The organism is Bradyrhizobium iriomotense, from assembly GCF_030160715.1.
Lineage (GTDB): Bacteria > Pseudomonadota > Alphaproteobacteria > Rhizobiales > Xanthobacteraceae > Bradyrhizobium > Bradyrhizobium iriomotense.
This window is the reverse complement of record NZ_BSOW01000001.1, coordinates 433,414-449,656: the sequence shown is the minus strand read 5'-3', so window position 1 is coordinate 449,656 and position 16,243 is coordinate 433,414. Positions and strand designations below refer to the sequence as shown.

At 64.3% G+C, this 16,243-nt stretch carries 12 protein-coding genes; 5 read left to right on the top strand and 7 right to left on the bottom strand.

Annotated elements, in window-relative coordinates; translation table 11 throughout:
* Positions 1-10 precede the first annotated feature (10 nt).
* A complete protein-coding gene (locus tag QQL28_RS02020; RefSeq protein WP_284260435.1) occupies positions 11-1,540 on the bottom strand; it encodes an aldehyde dehydrogenase family protein in 1,530 nt (509 codons plus the stop codon).
* 8 nt (positions 1,541-1,548) lie between these two features.
* Positions 1,549-2,421 carry an NAD(P)-dependent oxidoreductase gene (locus QQL28_RS02015; RefSeq protein ID WP_284260433.1) on the bottom strand — a complete coding sequence of 291 codons (873 nt, stop codon included), beginning with the start codon at positions 2,419-2,421 and terminating at the stop codon, positions 1,549-1,551.
* A 102-nt stretch (positions 2,422-2,523) separates the two neighbouring features.
* On the opposite strand from QQL28_RS02015, the gene QQL28_RS02010 reads away from it, so the two are divergent.
* From QQL28_RS02010 to QQL28_RS01995, 4 genes are all read left to right on the top strand, one after another.
* Positions 2,524-3,453, top strand: a complete 930-nt coding sequence (locus QQL28_RS02010) for a LysR family transcriptional regulator (protein ID WP_284260431.1) — start codon at positions 2,524-2,526, stop codon at positions 3,451-3,453.
* A gap of 269 nt (positions 3,454-3,722) precedes the next feature.
* Positions 3,723-4,262 carry a TRAP transporter small permease subunit gene (locus QQL28_RS02005; RefSeq protein ID WP_284260429.1) on the top strand — a complete coding sequence of 180 codons (540 nt, stop codon included), beginning with the start codon at positions 3,723-3,725 and terminating at the stop codon, positions 4,260-4,262.
* Positions 4,259-5,863 carry a TRAP transporter large permease gene (locus tag QQL28_RS02000; RefSeq protein ID WP_284260428.1) on the top strand — a complete coding sequence of 535 codons (1,605 nt, stop codon included), beginning with the start codon at positions 4,259-4,261 and terminating at the stop codon, positions 5,861-5,863. Before QQL28_RS02005 ends, QQL28_RS02000 begins: the two co-directional genes overlap by 4 nt.
* A gap of 353 nt (positions 5,864-6,216) precedes the next feature.
* Positions 6,217-8,895 carry an AMP-binding protein gene (locus tag QQL28_RS01995; protein WP_284260426.1) on the top strand — a complete coding sequence of 893 codons (2,679 nt, stop codon included), beginning with the start codon at positions 6,217-6,219 and terminating at the stop codon, positions 8,893-8,895.
* 111 nt (positions 8,896-9,006) lie between these two features.
* On the opposite strand, the gene QQL28_RS01990 is transcribed toward QQL28_RS01995, so the two are convergent.
* The 3 genes from QQL28_RS01990 to QQL28_RS01980 form a co-directional block, all read right to left on the bottom strand.
* Complete coding sequence (locus QQL28_RS01990) at positions 9,007-9,969, bottom strand: ABC transporter permease (RefSeq protein ID WP_431309565.1); 963 nt, start codon at positions 9,967-9,969, stop codon at positions 9,007-9,009.
* Positions 9,970-10,024: 55 nt separating this feature from the next.
* Positions 10,025-11,581 carry a sugar ABC transporter ATP-binding protein gene (locus QQL28_RS01985; protein ID WP_284260422.1) on the bottom strand — a complete coding sequence of 519 codons (1,557 nt, stop codon included), beginning with the start codon at positions 11,579-11,581 and terminating at the stop codon, positions 10,025-10,027.
* 145 nt (positions 11,582-11,726) lie between these two features.
* Positions 11,727-12,704, bottom strand: a complete 978-nt coding sequence (locus QQL28_RS01980; protein WP_284260420.1) for a sugar ABC transporter substrate-binding protein — start codon at positions 12,702-12,704, stop codon at positions 11,727-11,729.
* 354 nt (positions 12,705-13,058) lie between these two features.
* On the opposite strand from QQL28_RS01980, the gene QQL28_RS01975 reads away from it, so the two are divergent.
* Positions 13,059-14,093 (top strand): LacI family DNA-binding transcriptional regulator, encoded by a 1,035-nt coding sequence (locus QQL28_RS01975; RefSeq protein ID WP_284260418.1) that lies wholly within the window; start codon positions 13,059-13,061, stop codon positions 14,091-14,093.
* A gap of 17 nt (positions 14,094-14,110) precedes the next feature.
* Here QQL28_RS01975 and QQL28_RS01970 read toward each other — a convergent pair whose 3' ends face one another.
* Complete coding sequence (locus tag QQL28_RS01970) at positions 14,111-15,454, bottom strand: sensor histidine kinase (RefSeq protein ID WP_284260416.1); 1,344 nt, start codon at positions 15,452-15,454, stop codon at positions 14,111-14,113.
* Between the two features lies 1 nt (position 15,455).
* Entirely contained in the window at positions 15,456-16,130 is a 675-nt protein-coding gene (locus QQL28_RS01965) for a response regulator transcription factor (protein WP_284260414.1), read from the bottom strand.
* Positions 16,131-16,243 lie beyond the last annotated feature (113 nt).

Sequence of the window (16,243 nt, the reverse complement as noted above, 5' to 3'; positions counted from 1 at the left end):
CCTTGAGGCGTCATTCCCGGACGTTCGGCGCGTAGCCGAACGCCACCGCGGGTTCGGCCGCGGTCTCAACCCAGACGCTCTTGACCTGCGTGTACTCATAGAGTGCTTCGACTCCACTCGAACGGCCGTAGCCGCTCATGCCGAAACCGCCGAACGGTGAAGCGACGTTGATCGTCTTGTAGGAATTGATCCAGAACGTCCCGGCTTGGATTTGCGTGGCGACCCGGTGCGCTCGGGCGACGTCGCGGGTCCATACGGCTCCGGCGAGGCCGAAGTCGCTGTCGTTGGCAATCGCGATCGCTTCCTCCTCGGACTCGAAGGGGATCGCTGCGACCACCGGACCGAAGATCTCGGCACGAGCCACGCCCATGCTGTTGCGGACGTCCCGCAGCACGGTCGGTCGGACGAAGAAGCCGCCCTGTCCGGCGCTGCTGTCGGTTCCGGTTGCAAGCCTCGCGCCCTCCTCGAGGCCTTGCTTCACCATTGCGAGGACGTGGGCATACTGCCGGGCATTGTTGATCGGTCCGACCTCGGTATCTGCAGCACCCGGCGGGCCGACCTTCAGCTTCGCCGCGCCATCTGCGACCATCTTGACGAAGCGGTCGTAGATGGAACGCTCGACCAGAAGCCGGGAGCCAGCGACGCAGCTCTGTCCGGCCCCGGCGAAGATCGCAGCCTGCGCACCGATCGCCGCGCGCTCGAGGTCGGCGTCCGCAAACACGATGTTGGCGGACTTGCCGCCGAGTTCGAGCACGCAGGGCAGCAAGCGCTTGGCCGCGGCCTGCGCGATCAGCTTGCCCGTCGGCACCGAGCCGACGAATACGGCCTTCCTGACGGCCGGATGGCCGAGAGCCGCCTGCCCCGTCGTATGCCCGTATCCGGCAAGCACGTTGACGAGTCCGACCGGCAATCCGGCCCGTTCCGCAAGCAGCACCACCGCCATGGAGGTGAGCGGCGTCAACTCCGAAGGCTTCAGCAGCACGCCGTTGCCCATGGCGATGGCGGGCGCGAGCTGCCAACCGCAAGTGAAGACCGGCGCGTTCCAGGGTGTGATCTGGAGCACGACCCCCATCGGCTCGCGCCTCGTGTAGTTGAGGTGGCTCGACGGGACCGGGATCACCTCGCCATGGAATTTGTCGGACCAGCCGGCGTAGTACTCGAACATCTCGGCGACCTTGGCGACCTCGACGCGCGTGTCGCGGATTGGCTTGCCCGCGGAGAGGGATTCGAGACACGCCAGTTCCTCCGCCCTGCCCTGAATTGCGCGCGCGACCGCCTGCATGACCCGGCCGCGAGCGGCACCGGTCTGCCGCGCCCAGGCCGCCTGTGCGACGACGGCGGCCGCAGCCGCTTCGTTCACCACGGCCTCGCCGGCATCGCGATAGGAATAGAGCGGCTCGCCGGTTGCAGGATCGTCGATCTTGACGATCTCTCCCGCACCGGGAACGGCACGACCGGCCACATGAGAGCCGATGGCCGTGCAGTCGGGCCAGAACGGCGCGAGCGCCTCGCGCAGCCGTGTTTCGATGAAGGGAGTCATGGCGTCACTCACATCCTGCCGAGCTGCAGCTCGACGATCCTGTTGAAGTCTTCCGGATCGCTGATCGAGGTTGCGCTGGCGGCCCAGATCCGCGCGGCCTCGCCTGCGATGGGCAGGTCGAGACCGAGTTCACCAATGAGCTGGCTGGCGAGGCGCACGTCCTTGCGCATCAACTTCATGGTGAAACCGGAATCGAAGGCACCGTTGAGAATCCAGGTCGGCAGATTGACCTGCGTGACGCCGGACCGGCCCGAGCCTGCATTGATGCCGTCGAACAGCCGGGCCGGATCGACCTTGGCTTCGCGCGCGATGCGCATGGCTTCAGCGGCCGTGAGCAGATGCGCCGCGCAGAGCAGGTTGTTGATGATCTTGCAGGCGTGCCCGGCGCCGACAGATCCGACATGGACCCGCTTGGCGCTCATGTCGGCCAGGATCGGCTCGACCGCAGCAACGTCCTCATCGGCACCACCGATCACCATGATCATGGTCGCGGTGATCGCGCCCTTCGGGCCGCCGCTGACTGGAGCGTCCATCATCGCCATGCCCTGCGCCGCGAGAGCTGTGGCGAGCCGACGTGTGGTCTCTGGATGCGATGTCGAGGTGTCGACCACGCGCAGGCCGGGTTTGCCGTGCGCGATGATACCGCCCTCACCGGCCACGACGGCCTCGACGATCTCGGCAGTCGGCAGCGACAGGATGAGCAGATCCGCACGGGCGCACAGCGGCTCGATGGCGTCGAAGACGGCAATGCCGTCTGAGGCGAGCGCCGCGCGGACCGGTTCGGAGCTGTCCGTCCCGAGCACCTCGTGCCCGGCGCGTTTGAGCGAGAGCGCCATGCCGCGCCCCATATTCCCCAGTCCAACGACGCCGATGACCGCCATGCTTCCCTCGCGGATGGTACGGAGAAACCATAGGCGCTGGCCCCGCACCCGGGGCATCAGCGGTGCGGTTGCCTATTGTTGCCTCATGGGCAACACTTGGGCATGAGCGATCCCATCGATGAAAATCGGCTTCGATATCTGTTCGAATCCGCGCGTTACGGCTCAGTGCGCACCGCCGCCGATGCCCTCGGCGTCAATCCATCGGTGGTAAGCCGCCAGATCGCGCAGCTGGAGCAGGATCTCGACGCAACACTCCTCGAGCGGCATAGCCGCGGGGTTCGGCCGACCGAGGCCGGCCAACTGCTGGTCGAGCACTATCGCCGTCACGCCGCGGACCGGGACGACACCCTGACCAAGTTGCGGGAAATCCAGGGACTGCAGCGGGGCCACATCGACCTCGTGCTGGGCGAGGGTTTTGTCGCGGACCTCATGGGGGGCTCGCTCGGCGAATTTTGGCGCCGACATCCGCGGCTGACCATTTCGCTGGAACTCGCGGGCACGAGCGAGGTCATTCGCGCAATTGCCGACGACCGCTGCCACATCGGACTCGTCTATCATCCGCCTCAGGATCCGCGGATCCGCTCGTGCGCTGCAATCCGGCAGCCGATTTGCCTCATCGCGCGCCCTGACCATCCGCTTGCGAGGCTTCGCCGTCCGGTCAAGCTACGCGAAGTCGCCGAATACGCGCTCGGGATCATGCATGCGGGCTATGGCACGCGCCAGCTGCTTGCGATGGCTGAAACCTCCGAGAAGATCGGGCTCTTGCCCAAGCTCACCACAACCTCGATCAGCATTTTGAGACATTTCGTGCGTTCTGACCTTGGCGTGACCTTGCTTCCGGCCTTCTCGGTGGCGGCCGATCTGGAGGACGGCTCGCTCGTTGCAATTCCAGTAGAAAATGCACTGCTTGCGTCGGCAGAAGCTCACGTCATAACGCGATTGGGCCGCGAACTGCCAAACGCGGCCAGCCAGTTGCTCAGGTTCTTGATCGGCCGGATGAAGGCCTTTGCCGCCGCTAACCTAACCCCCTGACCGCGCGTCAATTTGCCCATTTTCCGATTGACGGCGCGACAAGCCGCTGAAATGGTGCCTTCGCCTTGGCTCGCCCGGCAGCATAAACCGGCGCGACCCTCGATGGTCGCGGTCAAGACGGCAAGGCACGAGGGGGAGGACTGTCGCTGCAATCGCTCCGGACGATGAGCCGTCGAGTCGCGTGCATCCGCACGCCGGCTGAGCGTTGCACGTGAAATGCGCCCCAATGAATCTGAAGCGAATCTGAGGCCGCGGCGGAGAGAACTAAGATGCGTCCATTGTTGGCGGTGAGCAACGCCATCGACCTCCTCAATGAAAAGATCGGCAACTTCTGTAACCTGCTGGTGCTGCTGGCGTGCCTGGTCAGCGCCGCGAACGCCATGATCCGCTACGCCTTCAGCTACTCGTCGAACGGCTGGCTGGAGCTGCAATGGTACATGTTCGCCGTGCTCGTGATGTTCGGCGCGTCCTATACCTTCAAGCGCAACGAGCATGTCCGCGTCGAGATCTTCTATCTGATGCTGTCCGAGCGCGCTCAGCTCTGGCTCGACCTGATCGGCACGCTCTTCTTCCTGATCCCCTCCTGCCTCCTGCTCGCAAAACTCTCCTGGCCGTTCTTCATGCAGGCCTATGAGGTCAACGAGATGTCCGGCAACGCCGGCGGCCTGATCCGCTGGCCGATCAAGTTCGTGATCCCCGCAGGTTTCGTGATGCTGGCGCTGCAGGGTGTGTCCGAAGTCATCAAGCGTATCGCGGCTCTCCAGGGCTATGTGACGATCGACGCCAAGTACGAGAGACCGACCCAATGACCATTACGCTGGAGATGATGCCGCCGATGATGTTCGGCGGCCTGGTGCTGGCGATGCTGATCGGCTACCCGGTCGCGTTCACGCTGGCGGCGCTCGGCCTCTCCTTCGGCTTTCTCGCGATCCATCTCGGCTTCTTCGACCTGAACTTCCTTCAGGCGATTCCGGGCCGCGTGTTCGGCAGCGTGCTCGCCAACGAGCTGCTGCTCGCCATTCCCTTCTTCACCTTCATGGGCGCGGTGCTGGAGCGATGCGGGCTTGCCGAGGACATGCTGGATTCCATGGGCCAGCTGTTCGGCCCGATCCGCGGCGGCCTCGGCTACTCCGTCATCATCGTCGGCTTCATCCTCGGCGCCATCACCGGCACGGTGGCGGCGCAGGTCATCGCCATGGCGCTGATCTCGATGCCGGTGATGATCCGCTACGGCTACAACATCCGCTACATCACCGGCGTGCTGGCGGCCTCCGGCACCATCACGCAGCTCGTGCCGCCCTCGCTGGTCCTGATCGTGCTCGCCGACCAGCTCGGCAAGTCCGTCGGCGACATGTATCTCGGCGCCTGGGGCCCCTCGATCTTCCAGATCATCCTGTTCGCCGGCTACACCTTCGTGCTCGGCATCATCAAGCCGAGCCACGTTCCGGCGGTGCCGATAGAGGCGCGCACGCTGACCGGATGGGCGCTGTGGAAGAAGTGCCTGCTCGGCATCATCCCCTCCGCGGTCCTGATCTTCGTCGTGCTCGGCACGATGATGCTGGGCCTTGCGACGCCGACCGAAGCCGGCGCGATGGGCGCGGTCGGCGCCATCGTCCTCGCCGCGATCCACCACAAGGACTTCTCCTCCACGGGACGCAAGATCCTGATCATCGGCGTGATCACCGCCGGCATCGGCACGATCGTCGCGATCCTCTTCAGCGAGAACATCGTCTTCAAGATCGCCTATGCGATCACCTATCTCGCGGTCGCCTGGATCTGCATCGAGGCGGCCCGCATCCCCGACCTGCGCGACCTGATCAAGCAGGGCTACGAGACGACCATGCGCATCACCTGCATGGTCACCTTCATCCTGATCGGCTCGACCTGCTTCTCGATCGTGTTCCTGGGCTGCAACGGCGGCGTCTGGCTCGAGCACCTGCTCACGTCCCTGCCCGGCGGCGTCTGGGGCTTCCTGATCTTCATCAATCTCTTCATCTTCTTCGTCGCGTTCTTCCTCGACTTCTTCGAGATCGCCTTCATCATCCTGCCGATGATCGCGCCGATCGCACAGAAGGTGCTGGCGCCGGTGGTCGGCCCCGACGCCGCGCTGATCTGGTTCGGCGTCATGCTCTGCGTCAACATGCAGACCTCGTTCCTGCATCCGCCGTTCGGCTTCGCGCTGTTCTACCTGCGCGGCGTCGCGCCGCGCTCGGTGAAGAGCTCGGACATCTACTGGGGCGCAGTGCCCTGGATCGGATTGCAGATGATCATGGTGCTGCTCGTGATCGTCTTCCCGTCCGTCGTGACGGGCCTGCTCGACAAGCCGGTCAATGTCGACCTCGACAAGGTGAAGATCGAGGTGCCGCAGATCGACCTGCCCCCGCTCGACCTCGGCCCGCCGCAGAAGTAAGCGGCGAATCCACCTTCTCCCTCTTTTTTGTGGGAGAAGGTGGCATAGCCTTCGGCTACGCTCTCTATTTGGATGCGAACGCCGCGCATAGGCACGCGCCGGCCTTAACTCATGTTGAAGGCCCGGCACCACTCTGTCGGCCTCCGATCCGCACTGGCAGTTGCAAGCGGATCATTTCTCTCTTAACCGCCATACTCCTTTTGCTCCCGTGCTATCTGCAGGTCCTTCGTGCAGTCTTTGCAGACAGTGGTTAGCCATTCAGGGAGAGGACTTTGCTTCCAAGAAAGTCCGCTCGCGTGATCTGCTCCGCGGGAGCCTCGTCCTCCCGCGATAGCACAGAGCCTGACGCCCCATTGACGCTGGGCCAAGTCATCAGTCGGAACGCGAGCCGGTTCCCTCGACAGCCAGCGATCGTCTCGACCACGTTTGCACCGCTGACCTATCACGATCTCCGGCGCCAGTTGGACGACACCCGCCGGCAGCTGCGCCGGGCTGGGTTCGATTGCAGCGCCCGGATCGGGGTGCTCATGCCAAACGGTCCGGAGGCGGTTCTCGCCATCGTGGCCATCGCATGCTGCAGCATCGTGGTGCCTCTCGATCCGCGGCTATCGCGGGCGGAGATCGATCAGCGTCTGGACATGCTGCGCCTGGATGCGCTTCTCGTGCCGCTCGGCAATGCCTCAGACGCCCGCGAGGCCGCCGAGCGGAGAGGACTTGCCATCATCGAGGCAGTTCCGATCGGACATGGTCAGCTTGGACTCGATATCACCGTGCCGGTCTCCGACTCCCCTGCGATCGACGCTGAGCCTGATCCGCGCTCGCCCGCCTTCATCCTGCAGACCTCAGGCACGACAGCGCAGCCAAAGCTCATTCCATTCAGCCATAGCAATATGCTGGCGGCTGCCGCACGGCTTCAGGCCTGGTTCGGCCTCACCCAGAGGGACCGCTGCCTGAGCGTGTCGCCGCCTTACTATTCCCATGGGCTCAAAGTCACGGTCTTCACGCCGCTGCTGACAGGCGGCAGCATCGCGATCCCGGCGAACGCAACCATACTGGCGCTCGACGAATGGCTCGATGTCCTGCGGCCGACCTGGTATTCGGCGGGTCCCACGCTTCACGCTGCCGTACTGGACAAGGCAAGAAGCCTTGAGAGTGCGCAGGCGGCGCACACGTTACGGTTCGTCGTATCCGGCGGCGCGCCGCTGTCGAAGGACGTGCAGGCCGGCCTGCAGCGCGTCTTGGGCGTGCCGGTGCTGGAGCATTATGGTTCGAGCGAGGCCGCGCAGATCGCCGCCAACCTGCCGCCACCCGGTCCCAACAGGCAAGGGACTTGCGGGCAACCCTGGCCTGGTACAGCGGCCATCATCGGCGAGGATGGCCATCCCTTGCCCGCTGGCGAACGGGGGGAGATCTGGATTTGTGGCCCCACCGTCACGTCTGGCTATCTCGATGCGCCGGAGCTCAATCAGGCTGCTTTCATAGACGGCTGGTTTCGCACGGGCGACATCGGCAGCCTTGACGAAGACGGCTTCCTGTCCCTGCACGGCCGCCTGAGCGAACTGATCAACCGCGGCGGAGAGAAGATCGCCCCCGCTGAAATAGAATGCGCGCTCCTGCGCCATCCGGCCGTAGCCGAGGCCGCTGCTTTCGCAATCTCTCATCCACGCCTTGGCGAGGACGTCGCAGCCGCCATCATTTTCCGTCCCGGCGCGCAAACCACATCTGCGGAGCTTCGCCAGTTCCTGCGACACGAGTTGACCTCGTTCAAGATTCCGCACCGCTTTCTGATCCTCGACCAATTGCCAAAAGGGGTGACGGGAAAGCTTCAGCGACGACGCCTGCGCGAGTTACTTGAGCAAACGTCGGGGCATCCCGTGGCAATGGCATTGCCAGAGACGAACAAGGGGCCCTTGGATCTGGAAGCTGAATTGTTGACCCTCTGGCGGAGGCTGCTCAAGTCCGAGGCTGTGACGGTGGACGATGATTTCTTTGCCAGCGGTGGCGACTCCCTGCTGGCGATGGACATGCTCCTGCAGATCGAACGCCTCGTAGGCCACTCCGTGCCGGAGACGATCCTGTTCGGGGCAGAAACCATCCGGCAGCTTGCTCCAAAAATCGCCATGCAGGCGGGCACGCCGGCGTCGCCGCTTCTACCCTTCCATGCCCATGGCCATCGACCTCCCCTGTACTTTTTCAATGGGGACCTCGTCAGCGGCCACGCCTGTGTGCGGCGGATCGTGGAGCTTTTCGGGCCCGATTACCCGATCATCTCCATCAATCCCCATGGTCTTGGTGGAGAGCCGATTCCGCCGTCGATCGAGGCGATGGCCGCCGACCGCCTGCCACTTATCCTGGAACGGCAGGCGAGTGGTCCTTTCCTCCTGGGCGGCAAATGCAACGGCGCCATGGTGGCGTTCGAAGCCGCCCGCCTGCTGATGGCAGCCGGCCACAAGGTTGATATGGTTGCGATGGTCGATCCGCCGACCGTTAGTGCTCGTCCTGCGTCGCGGGCGATCCTCAGGCAGATGAAGCCCATAGTTTCGCCTTACCTTCTGCGCTGGACCCATGAGCTGATGGCCCAGCTGGAGCGGTTCTTCAACGCGTCGACGAGCGAGCAGGTTGCGAAGCTGTATGACGTTCTATCCAATCCCAAGAAGCTGAATGACGCTTTCTTCAATCCCAATCATGAGATTCCGCCGGCTTTATGGGAGACCTATTCGCTCGCGATGGCGCAATATTTTCCGGCGCCGCTCGAGGTTCCTGTGACCTTCTACGCAGCCGACCACGACGGTCGAGCATGGCGACGTCTCAGTCCGCAACTCGAAGTGATCAAGGTGCCGGGTGGACATGGGGACTGCCTGACCATGGGCGCGGACCTGCTCGTTGATCATCTGCGGCAACGAGTTGACACGCTCGCTGACCGCACGACTCCGTCGGCGAAGCCGGAGGTGGCTGGTAGAGCCCAGATGATGAGCGAAGGCAAGACGGGCGCGTGGAGAGAACCATTGCCCGGATCGCGTCTGATGATGTGATCCTCACTCTTTCACAAGCGCAGCAGCAACCTGGTCCGCCAGCTTGAAGCACAGCCTGAACCGCGCGCCGCCGCGCACGATCGACAGTCTTAGGACCATTCCGCCGCTTCGCTAACCGTCGGACCTGCGGCTCTCCATCGCACGCAGGAACTTGTTGCGGTACGTATCCAGGATGACGGCGAGGACGATGACGGTGCCGATCACGATCGGCTTCACGTTGTCCTCCGCGCCGAGAAGCTGGAGGCCGGTTGAGAGGACCTGGAGAATGCAGGCTCCAACCAGCGTCCCGATGATCGAGCCCTTGCCGCCCGACAGGCTGGTGCCGCCGATGATCACCGCTGCGATCGCGTTCAGCTCATAGCCGATGCCGGCAATCGGGCTGCCGACGTTGAGCCTGAGCAGATAGACCATCGCGGCGATGCCGGCGGTGAGACCCGAGATCGTGAAGGCAGCGATCTTGATCGCACTCGGATTGTGGCCCGAGAGGCGCACCGCCTCCTCGTTGGTGCCGATGGCGAAGATGAAGCGGCCGAACACCGTGAAGCGCAGGATGAACCAGCCGATCAGGACGACGCCTACCGCGATCACGAAGATCGACGGGAACACGCCGAAGAAGATCATGTTGCCGAATTCGACAAAGGACTGCGGCAGACCGGTGATGGTGGAATTGTTTGAGACCACGCGGGCCACGCCGCTGGCGATGTTGAGCATGCCGAGCGTCACGATGAAGGACGGCAGCTTCCACTTCTCGCACACCCAGCCGTTGATGGCGCCGCAGATCGCGCCGGTCCCGAGACACGCGACGAAGGCGAGCGTGATCGATATCCCCGCCGAAAGACGCTCGTCCGTCATGATCGTGGCGCCGACGACCGTGCAAAGCGCAAGGACCGAACCCACCGACAGGTCGATGCCTCCGGTCAAGATGACGAAGGTCATGCCCGCCGCGAGCACGGTGTTGATGGCGATCTGAACGAAGATCTTGAGGAAGTTTCCTGTCGTCGCGAAATAGGGCGCGGTTGCGGAGAAGAACAGGACGATCAGCACCAGCGCGACCGTGACGCCCGCCTCGCGCATCGAGATGTGCAGCAGATTGTCCCATTTGACGTGCGCCTTGCGCGCCTCGACGCGCTCAACCCGCTCGGACACGGCTATACTCCTGATAGGCGAGAGAAAGGATGCGGTGCTCTTCGAATTCGGCGCGCGACACTTCGCCAGCGATCCTTCCTTTCGAGAAGACCAGGATGCGGTGGCAGATCGCCATCAATTCGGGGAGATCGGACGAGACCACCAGGATGCCCTTGCCGTCGGAGGCGAGATTTCCCAGCAACTCATAGATCTCGGCCTTGGCGCCGACATCGATGCCGCGCGTCGGCTCGTCGAAGATCAGCGCCTTGGGGCCGCGGAACAGCCACTTCGCGATCACGACCTTCTGCTGGTTGCCGCCGGAGAAGGTCCGGACCGCCTGGTGGATCGACGGCGTCTTGACCCGCAGCTCCCGCACCAGCCGCTTGGAGAAATCATCTTCCTGCCCGCGCTGGAGCAGCCCTCGCCGCGACACCCGCGTGAGGTCGGTGATGGTCATGTTCTCCGCGCAGCTCATCTCGAGCAGCAGTCCCTGCCCCTTGCGATCCTCGGTCGCAAGACAAAGACCGTGCGACACCGCGTCCTTGGGTGAGACGATCTCGACTTCCCTGCCCTCGATCCGGATCGTGCCGGCAGCCTTCGGGTCGGCGCCGAACAGCGCGCGCACCATCTCGGTGCGGCCCGAGCCCACGAGGCCGGCGATGCCCACGATCTCGCCCTGGCCGACGGAAAACGAAATCGCGGGACTGTCGGCGGCCAGCTTCAGGTCCGTCACCCCCAGCGCTTCACCGCCGGTCGGCGCGGCGGTACCGATCGCACCCTGGCCGGTGATGGTTCTCCCGACCATGAGCTGCACGATGTCGGGGATGCCGAGGCCGGCAAGCGGGCGCGTCGTCACATGCTGGCCGTCACGTAGCACCGTCACCTGATCGCCGACCTCGGAAATCTCCTCGAGCCGATGCGAAATGTAGAGCGTGGTCACGCCCTTGGCCTTGAGGCGATGCAGGATCGCGAACAGACGATCGACCTCGCGGACGGTCAGCGTGGCCGTGGGCTCGTCGAGAACGAGCAGCTTGCTCTCGTGGCAAAGCGCCTTGGCGATCTCGACCAATTGCATCTGCGCCACGCCGAGCCGGCCGACCTCGGTCGTCGGCGCGACGTCGAGCCCGACTTCGGCAAGGAGCTCCGCCGCTCGCCGATTCATTTCCCGGAAATTGACCAGCCCGCGCCGGCTCGGCAGTTGCTCGAACAGCAGGTTCTCCGCCACCGAGAGGTTCGACAGCAGATTCAGCTCCTGATGGACGACGCGAATGCCGGCCTTGAAAGCCTCCAGCGGCGAGGCCGGGCGATATGGTGCGCCGTCGAACCAGATCGATCCGTCATCGGGTTGCAGCACGCCGCCGAGCAGGTTGATCAGCGTCGACTTGCCGGCGCCGTTCTCGCCAAGCAGCACGTGTCCCGAGCCACGTGCGATTTCGAACGAGACATCGCGCAGCGCGACGACACCGGGAAAGCGCTTGCCGACCGACTGCAGCCTGAGGATCGGGCTATCCGTTCCTTTGGACGTCTCGACGCGAAAACCGCTCAACTCATCGCCATGCATGAGAGGGCGCGCTCCCCATCGCACCAAGGCCGGCAAGACTTCGCGAAGACGATCTTCGCCAAAATCGGGACGCCGGCAAGATGCAGGCGTCCCGACAGGTCACTGACCGGAAGTCCGGGTCAGGGACCCCGATGACAGGTCCTTCTTATGAAAGGTCTTTGGCCTCGACCAGCTTGACGTCGGTCTTGATCCAGCCCGAGAACTTCTCGCCGGCGAGCTGACGCAAGCCGTATTTGATGCCGTTCACGGCCATCTGGGCGCCGAACTGCTCGACCGTCGCAAGCATCTTGCCGTTCTTGATCAACGGCTGCACCGGCGGGATGTTGTCGAAGCCGACCACCTTGATCTTGCCGCTCTTGCCGGTGGCATCCAGCGCCTTGACGACGCCGAGCGCCATCGAGTCGTTGGCCGCCATCACGCCCTGGATGTCCTGATATTTGGTCAGGAAGTTGGTCATCAGCGTGTTGGCCTCCTCGGTCTCCCAATGGGCCGTCTTGCTGTCGAGCAGCTGGAGCTTTCCTTCGGTGATCGACTCCATGAAGCCCTGCTTGCGCTGCTTGGCGTTGTCGGCCTCCGGGTTGCCCTCGAGGATGACGACCTTGCCGCCCGCGCCGAGATCCTTGGCGAGCGCGTCACCGGCCAGCTTGGCGCCCGCCTGGTTGTCGGGACCGAAAAAGGCGAGATCGATCCCTGCGGCCTTCTTGGCGCCGGCATCGAGCGGCACGTCGATATTGACGACGGTGATGCCGGCCTTGACGGCCTTGGCGAGCGGCGTCGCCATGGCCTTGGAGTCGGCGGGCGCGACGACGATGATGTCGTACTTCTGGGTGATGAAGTTCTCGACCGCGTCGACCTGGGCAGCGAAGTCACGCTCGTCCTTCATGCCGACGGCCTTGAAGTCGAACTTGTCCTTGTTCTCGGCGGCGAACTTGTCCGCGCCGGCCTGCATCTGCTTGAAGAACTCGTTGGAGAGCGACTTCATGACCAGGCCGACCTTCGGCTTCCCGTCGGCAAAGGTCGGACGAATGCCGGCCATGACGGTGATCGTTCCTGCCGCGCCGGCCAGAACGATCTGTCGGCGGCTCAAACCTGAATTGGACGTTCGACGCGTAGAATTCGCCATTCCCACCTCCCTGTTGAACGTTTTCTAGAGCCGGACACCCGGCTTGATGAAACGTTTCCAAATTCGACGTACCAGAACCGCCGGCGGGTTTCAAGCCACCAGCACGCCCGCGCTGGCGCGTGAGCGATTTCGTCCTACGATTATCGAGGCGATCGCTGTATCCGATCGAGGAGGACGGCTCTCCACGCCCCTTTGCCCTCAAGCCGTTGCTCGATATAGTAGTGAACCGTTTCCAAACGGACAGGAAGACTGACCCAAGCGCTTCCGGCACTTGAAAGCTTCCGAAGCCGTGCGCTTGTCGCTGCGTCGGCGAGTTGCTGGTCATCTTCCCGGCGCGCTATTGACTGAGGCCTGATGGCAAAGCGTGGAATCAAGGACGTTGCCGAGCGCGCCGGCGTCGCTGTGGGCACCGTCTCGCGCGTGCTGAATGACCATCCGTCGGTCACCGCGGAAGTGCGCGCGCGCGTCAAGGCCGTGATTCACGAGCTCGGCTATCGGCCGGACCCGTTCGCCCGCAGCATGCGCAGCAAGGTCAGCCGACTGATCGGAATCGTCATTCCGGACCTGACCAATCCGTTCTTCGCCGAGCTCGTCCAGTGCGCGGAGCGCGCTGCGAGCGAGCACGGCCACAATGTCATCTTCATGAGTTCGTTCGACGACGCAGCCAAGGAGGCGGACCGGCTGGCTCAGCTGGCCGGGCGCAAGGTCGACGGCATCATCATCGTCCCCAGCAACAGCCCGCACGCGATCAAGGCCCCCAAAGGGCTCCCCTTGATTACGGTCGACCGCCTCCTTCCCGATCATCCGGGTGTCGCTGCGGATCACCGCGCCGGCGCGCGTGTTGCGGTGGAATACCTCGCCGGGCTTGGTCATCGCCGCATTGCCTGCATTGCCGGCCCGTCCGGCTCTCGCCCGGCCGAGGATCGCCTCCAGGGCTATCTCGACGTCATGCGGCCCCTCCGCGACCACCGGGGGGCGAAGGTCGAGCCTCTCTTCGTCAACGCAGCTTTCGACTATGAGAGCGGGCGCGCCGCCGGCACCTTCCTGCTTGCTCGACCCAGAGCCGAGCGTCCGACCGCAATATTCGCCAGCTCCGACCAACAGGCCATCGGCTGCTTGCGGGCCGCGAACGATCTCGGCATTCCGCTTCCGGCGGGCCTGTCCATCGTAGGCTTTGACGGAATACCGCTATCGAACCTCATCACGCCCCGGCTCACGACGATTGTCCAACCGATGCCGGAGATCGCAGATGCGGCGATCTCGTCCCTCCTCGGACGAAGGAAGATGCCGCCCCTCGGCAAGCCCGATCTTTTTCAATGCGAGCTCGCCGTGCGCGAATCCTCGGCGGAGCCCGTGCTGGAGCCGGCCGCTATCAACGCATCGCGATAGAGAGGCTTTGCCCAGTCCTACGAGGGGAGCGATGCAGCCTCGCTATTGTCCGCCAGCTTGAAGCGCAGCGTGAATTGCGCGCCGCCGCCGGGGAGGTTTTCGACGGCGATGCCCGCCGCGTGATCCTCCGCGACGCCGCGCACGATCGACAGCCCGAGGCCCGCACCGTCGCTGCGCTGCCGGTCGGCGCGCCAGAAGCGCTGGAAGATCAGCTCGCGTTCGGCTTCCGCGATGCCCGGACCGCAATCGCGCACCCGCACCACACCGTCGCCGCTGACCTCGACGTCGACGGCGGTATCCTTCGCGGTGAACTTGATGGCGTTCTCCGCGAGATTGAAGATTGCCCGTTGCAGCATCTCCGAATTGCCGTGGATCAGGACCGGCGCGTCGGTGCCCCTCAGCGCGATGTCCTTGTGCTGGGCGAGCGCGAGCGGCGCGATCGAGCCGATCACTTCGGCGCAGACCGCCCGCAAGTCGGCGGTCTCGCCGGGATCGAGCACCAGCATATCGAGCTCGGCAATCTCCAGCAGCTGCGCGACGATCCGGCTCATGCCCTCGATGTCGGCGTGTAGCGCCTCTCTGGCCGCGCCGTCGCCCAACGTCTCGATCCGGGTGCGCAGGATCGCAAGCGGCGTGCGCAGCTGATGCGCGGCGTCCGCGGTGAACTGCCGCTGCACGCGAAAACCGTCCTCGAGCCGGTCGAGCGCCTGGTTGACCGCGGTGACCAGCGGCAGGATCTCGCGCGGGATCTGCTCCGTCGGAAGGCGGATATCGGTGCGCGCCGGTCCGATATTGCTCGCCTCCTCCGAAGCCTTCAAGAGCGGCGCGATGGCGCGGCGGAAGATGATGATGTCAATGGCGAGCAGGGTCAGGAGGATCGGAATCGTGATCCAGCCGACGCGGCGGAAGAAATTGGCGACGATGTCGTCGATGATGACGTCGCGATGGGCGAGATCCTCGGCGACCTGGATGCGCACGGTCTTGTCGTCGATGGTGCGCGTGACGCCAGCGCCGGAAATCGTCTCCGAGGCTGCCGCGCCGGTCTTCTTGTGCGAGGAGAACAGCACGCGGCCGTCGGCATCGCTGATGTCGTATTGATAGCGGCCATAAGCCTCCGAATAGAGGCCGCGGAGGCTGTCGGGCAGGTTGAACGTGATCCTGCCGTCCGGCTGCACTGCGATGCGCTCGGCCAGCACCTCGGCCTGCGCCCGCATGGCGGCACGATGCAGCTCGCCGATTTCCGAGTTCAGCAGCCAGAACAGCACCAGCGGCAGGAAGATCGCGACCACGGCGATCGCGACGATGTGCAGGAAGACGATGCGCCAGATCAGCGATTTGAACGTCGGTGACCTCAGCGCCACGTTATTTCTCCTCGGCCATCAGATAGCCGACACCGCGGATGGTGTGGATCACGACCTTGGCACCGTGCTCGGCGAGCTGCTTGCGCAGCCGCGAGACGTAGACCTCCACGGCATTGGACGCGACCTCGCCCTCGAGCCCGAAAATGTGATCCTCGACGTTCTTCTTCGGCACCACGCGGCCCTGTCGCCGCAACAAGATCTCCAGGACCGACGTCTCCCGCGCGGAAATGATCCGCGGCTGGTCGTCGACGAAGATCTGCCGGCTCTCGGTGTCGTAGACGAGATTGGCCAGGCGCAGCGAGCGGCCGAGCAACTGGCCGGGCCGCCGCAGGATCGCCTCCAGCCGCGCCACCAGCTCCTCCAGCGCAAACGGCTTTGCGAGGTAATCGTCGGCGCCGCTTCGCAGGCCGTTGACGCGATCCTGCAAGCCGCCGCGTGCGGTCAGCACCAGCACCGGCAGCGGGTCCATGTGGCGGCGCAGCTCGCGCAGCACCGCAAGGCCGTCGCCATCGGGCAGGCCGAGATCGAGGATCATGGCGGCATAGCTGACGTTGCGCACCGCCTCGCGCGCCTCGGCTGCGCTGCCGACGATGTCGCTCTCATAGCCTGCCGCCGTCAGGCCGTTTGCGACGAGCCGCGACAGCTCGACATTGTCTTCGACGATCAGAAGGCGCATCCGTATTCCCGCCGGCAACTCCACGGCTCGTGCCGCTTCGTCGATTTCTTCCACTATCCGCCGGATTTCGGCCAGCAAAAAGGCGAGCGCCATCCGCGTTTTCGTCTCCTGTA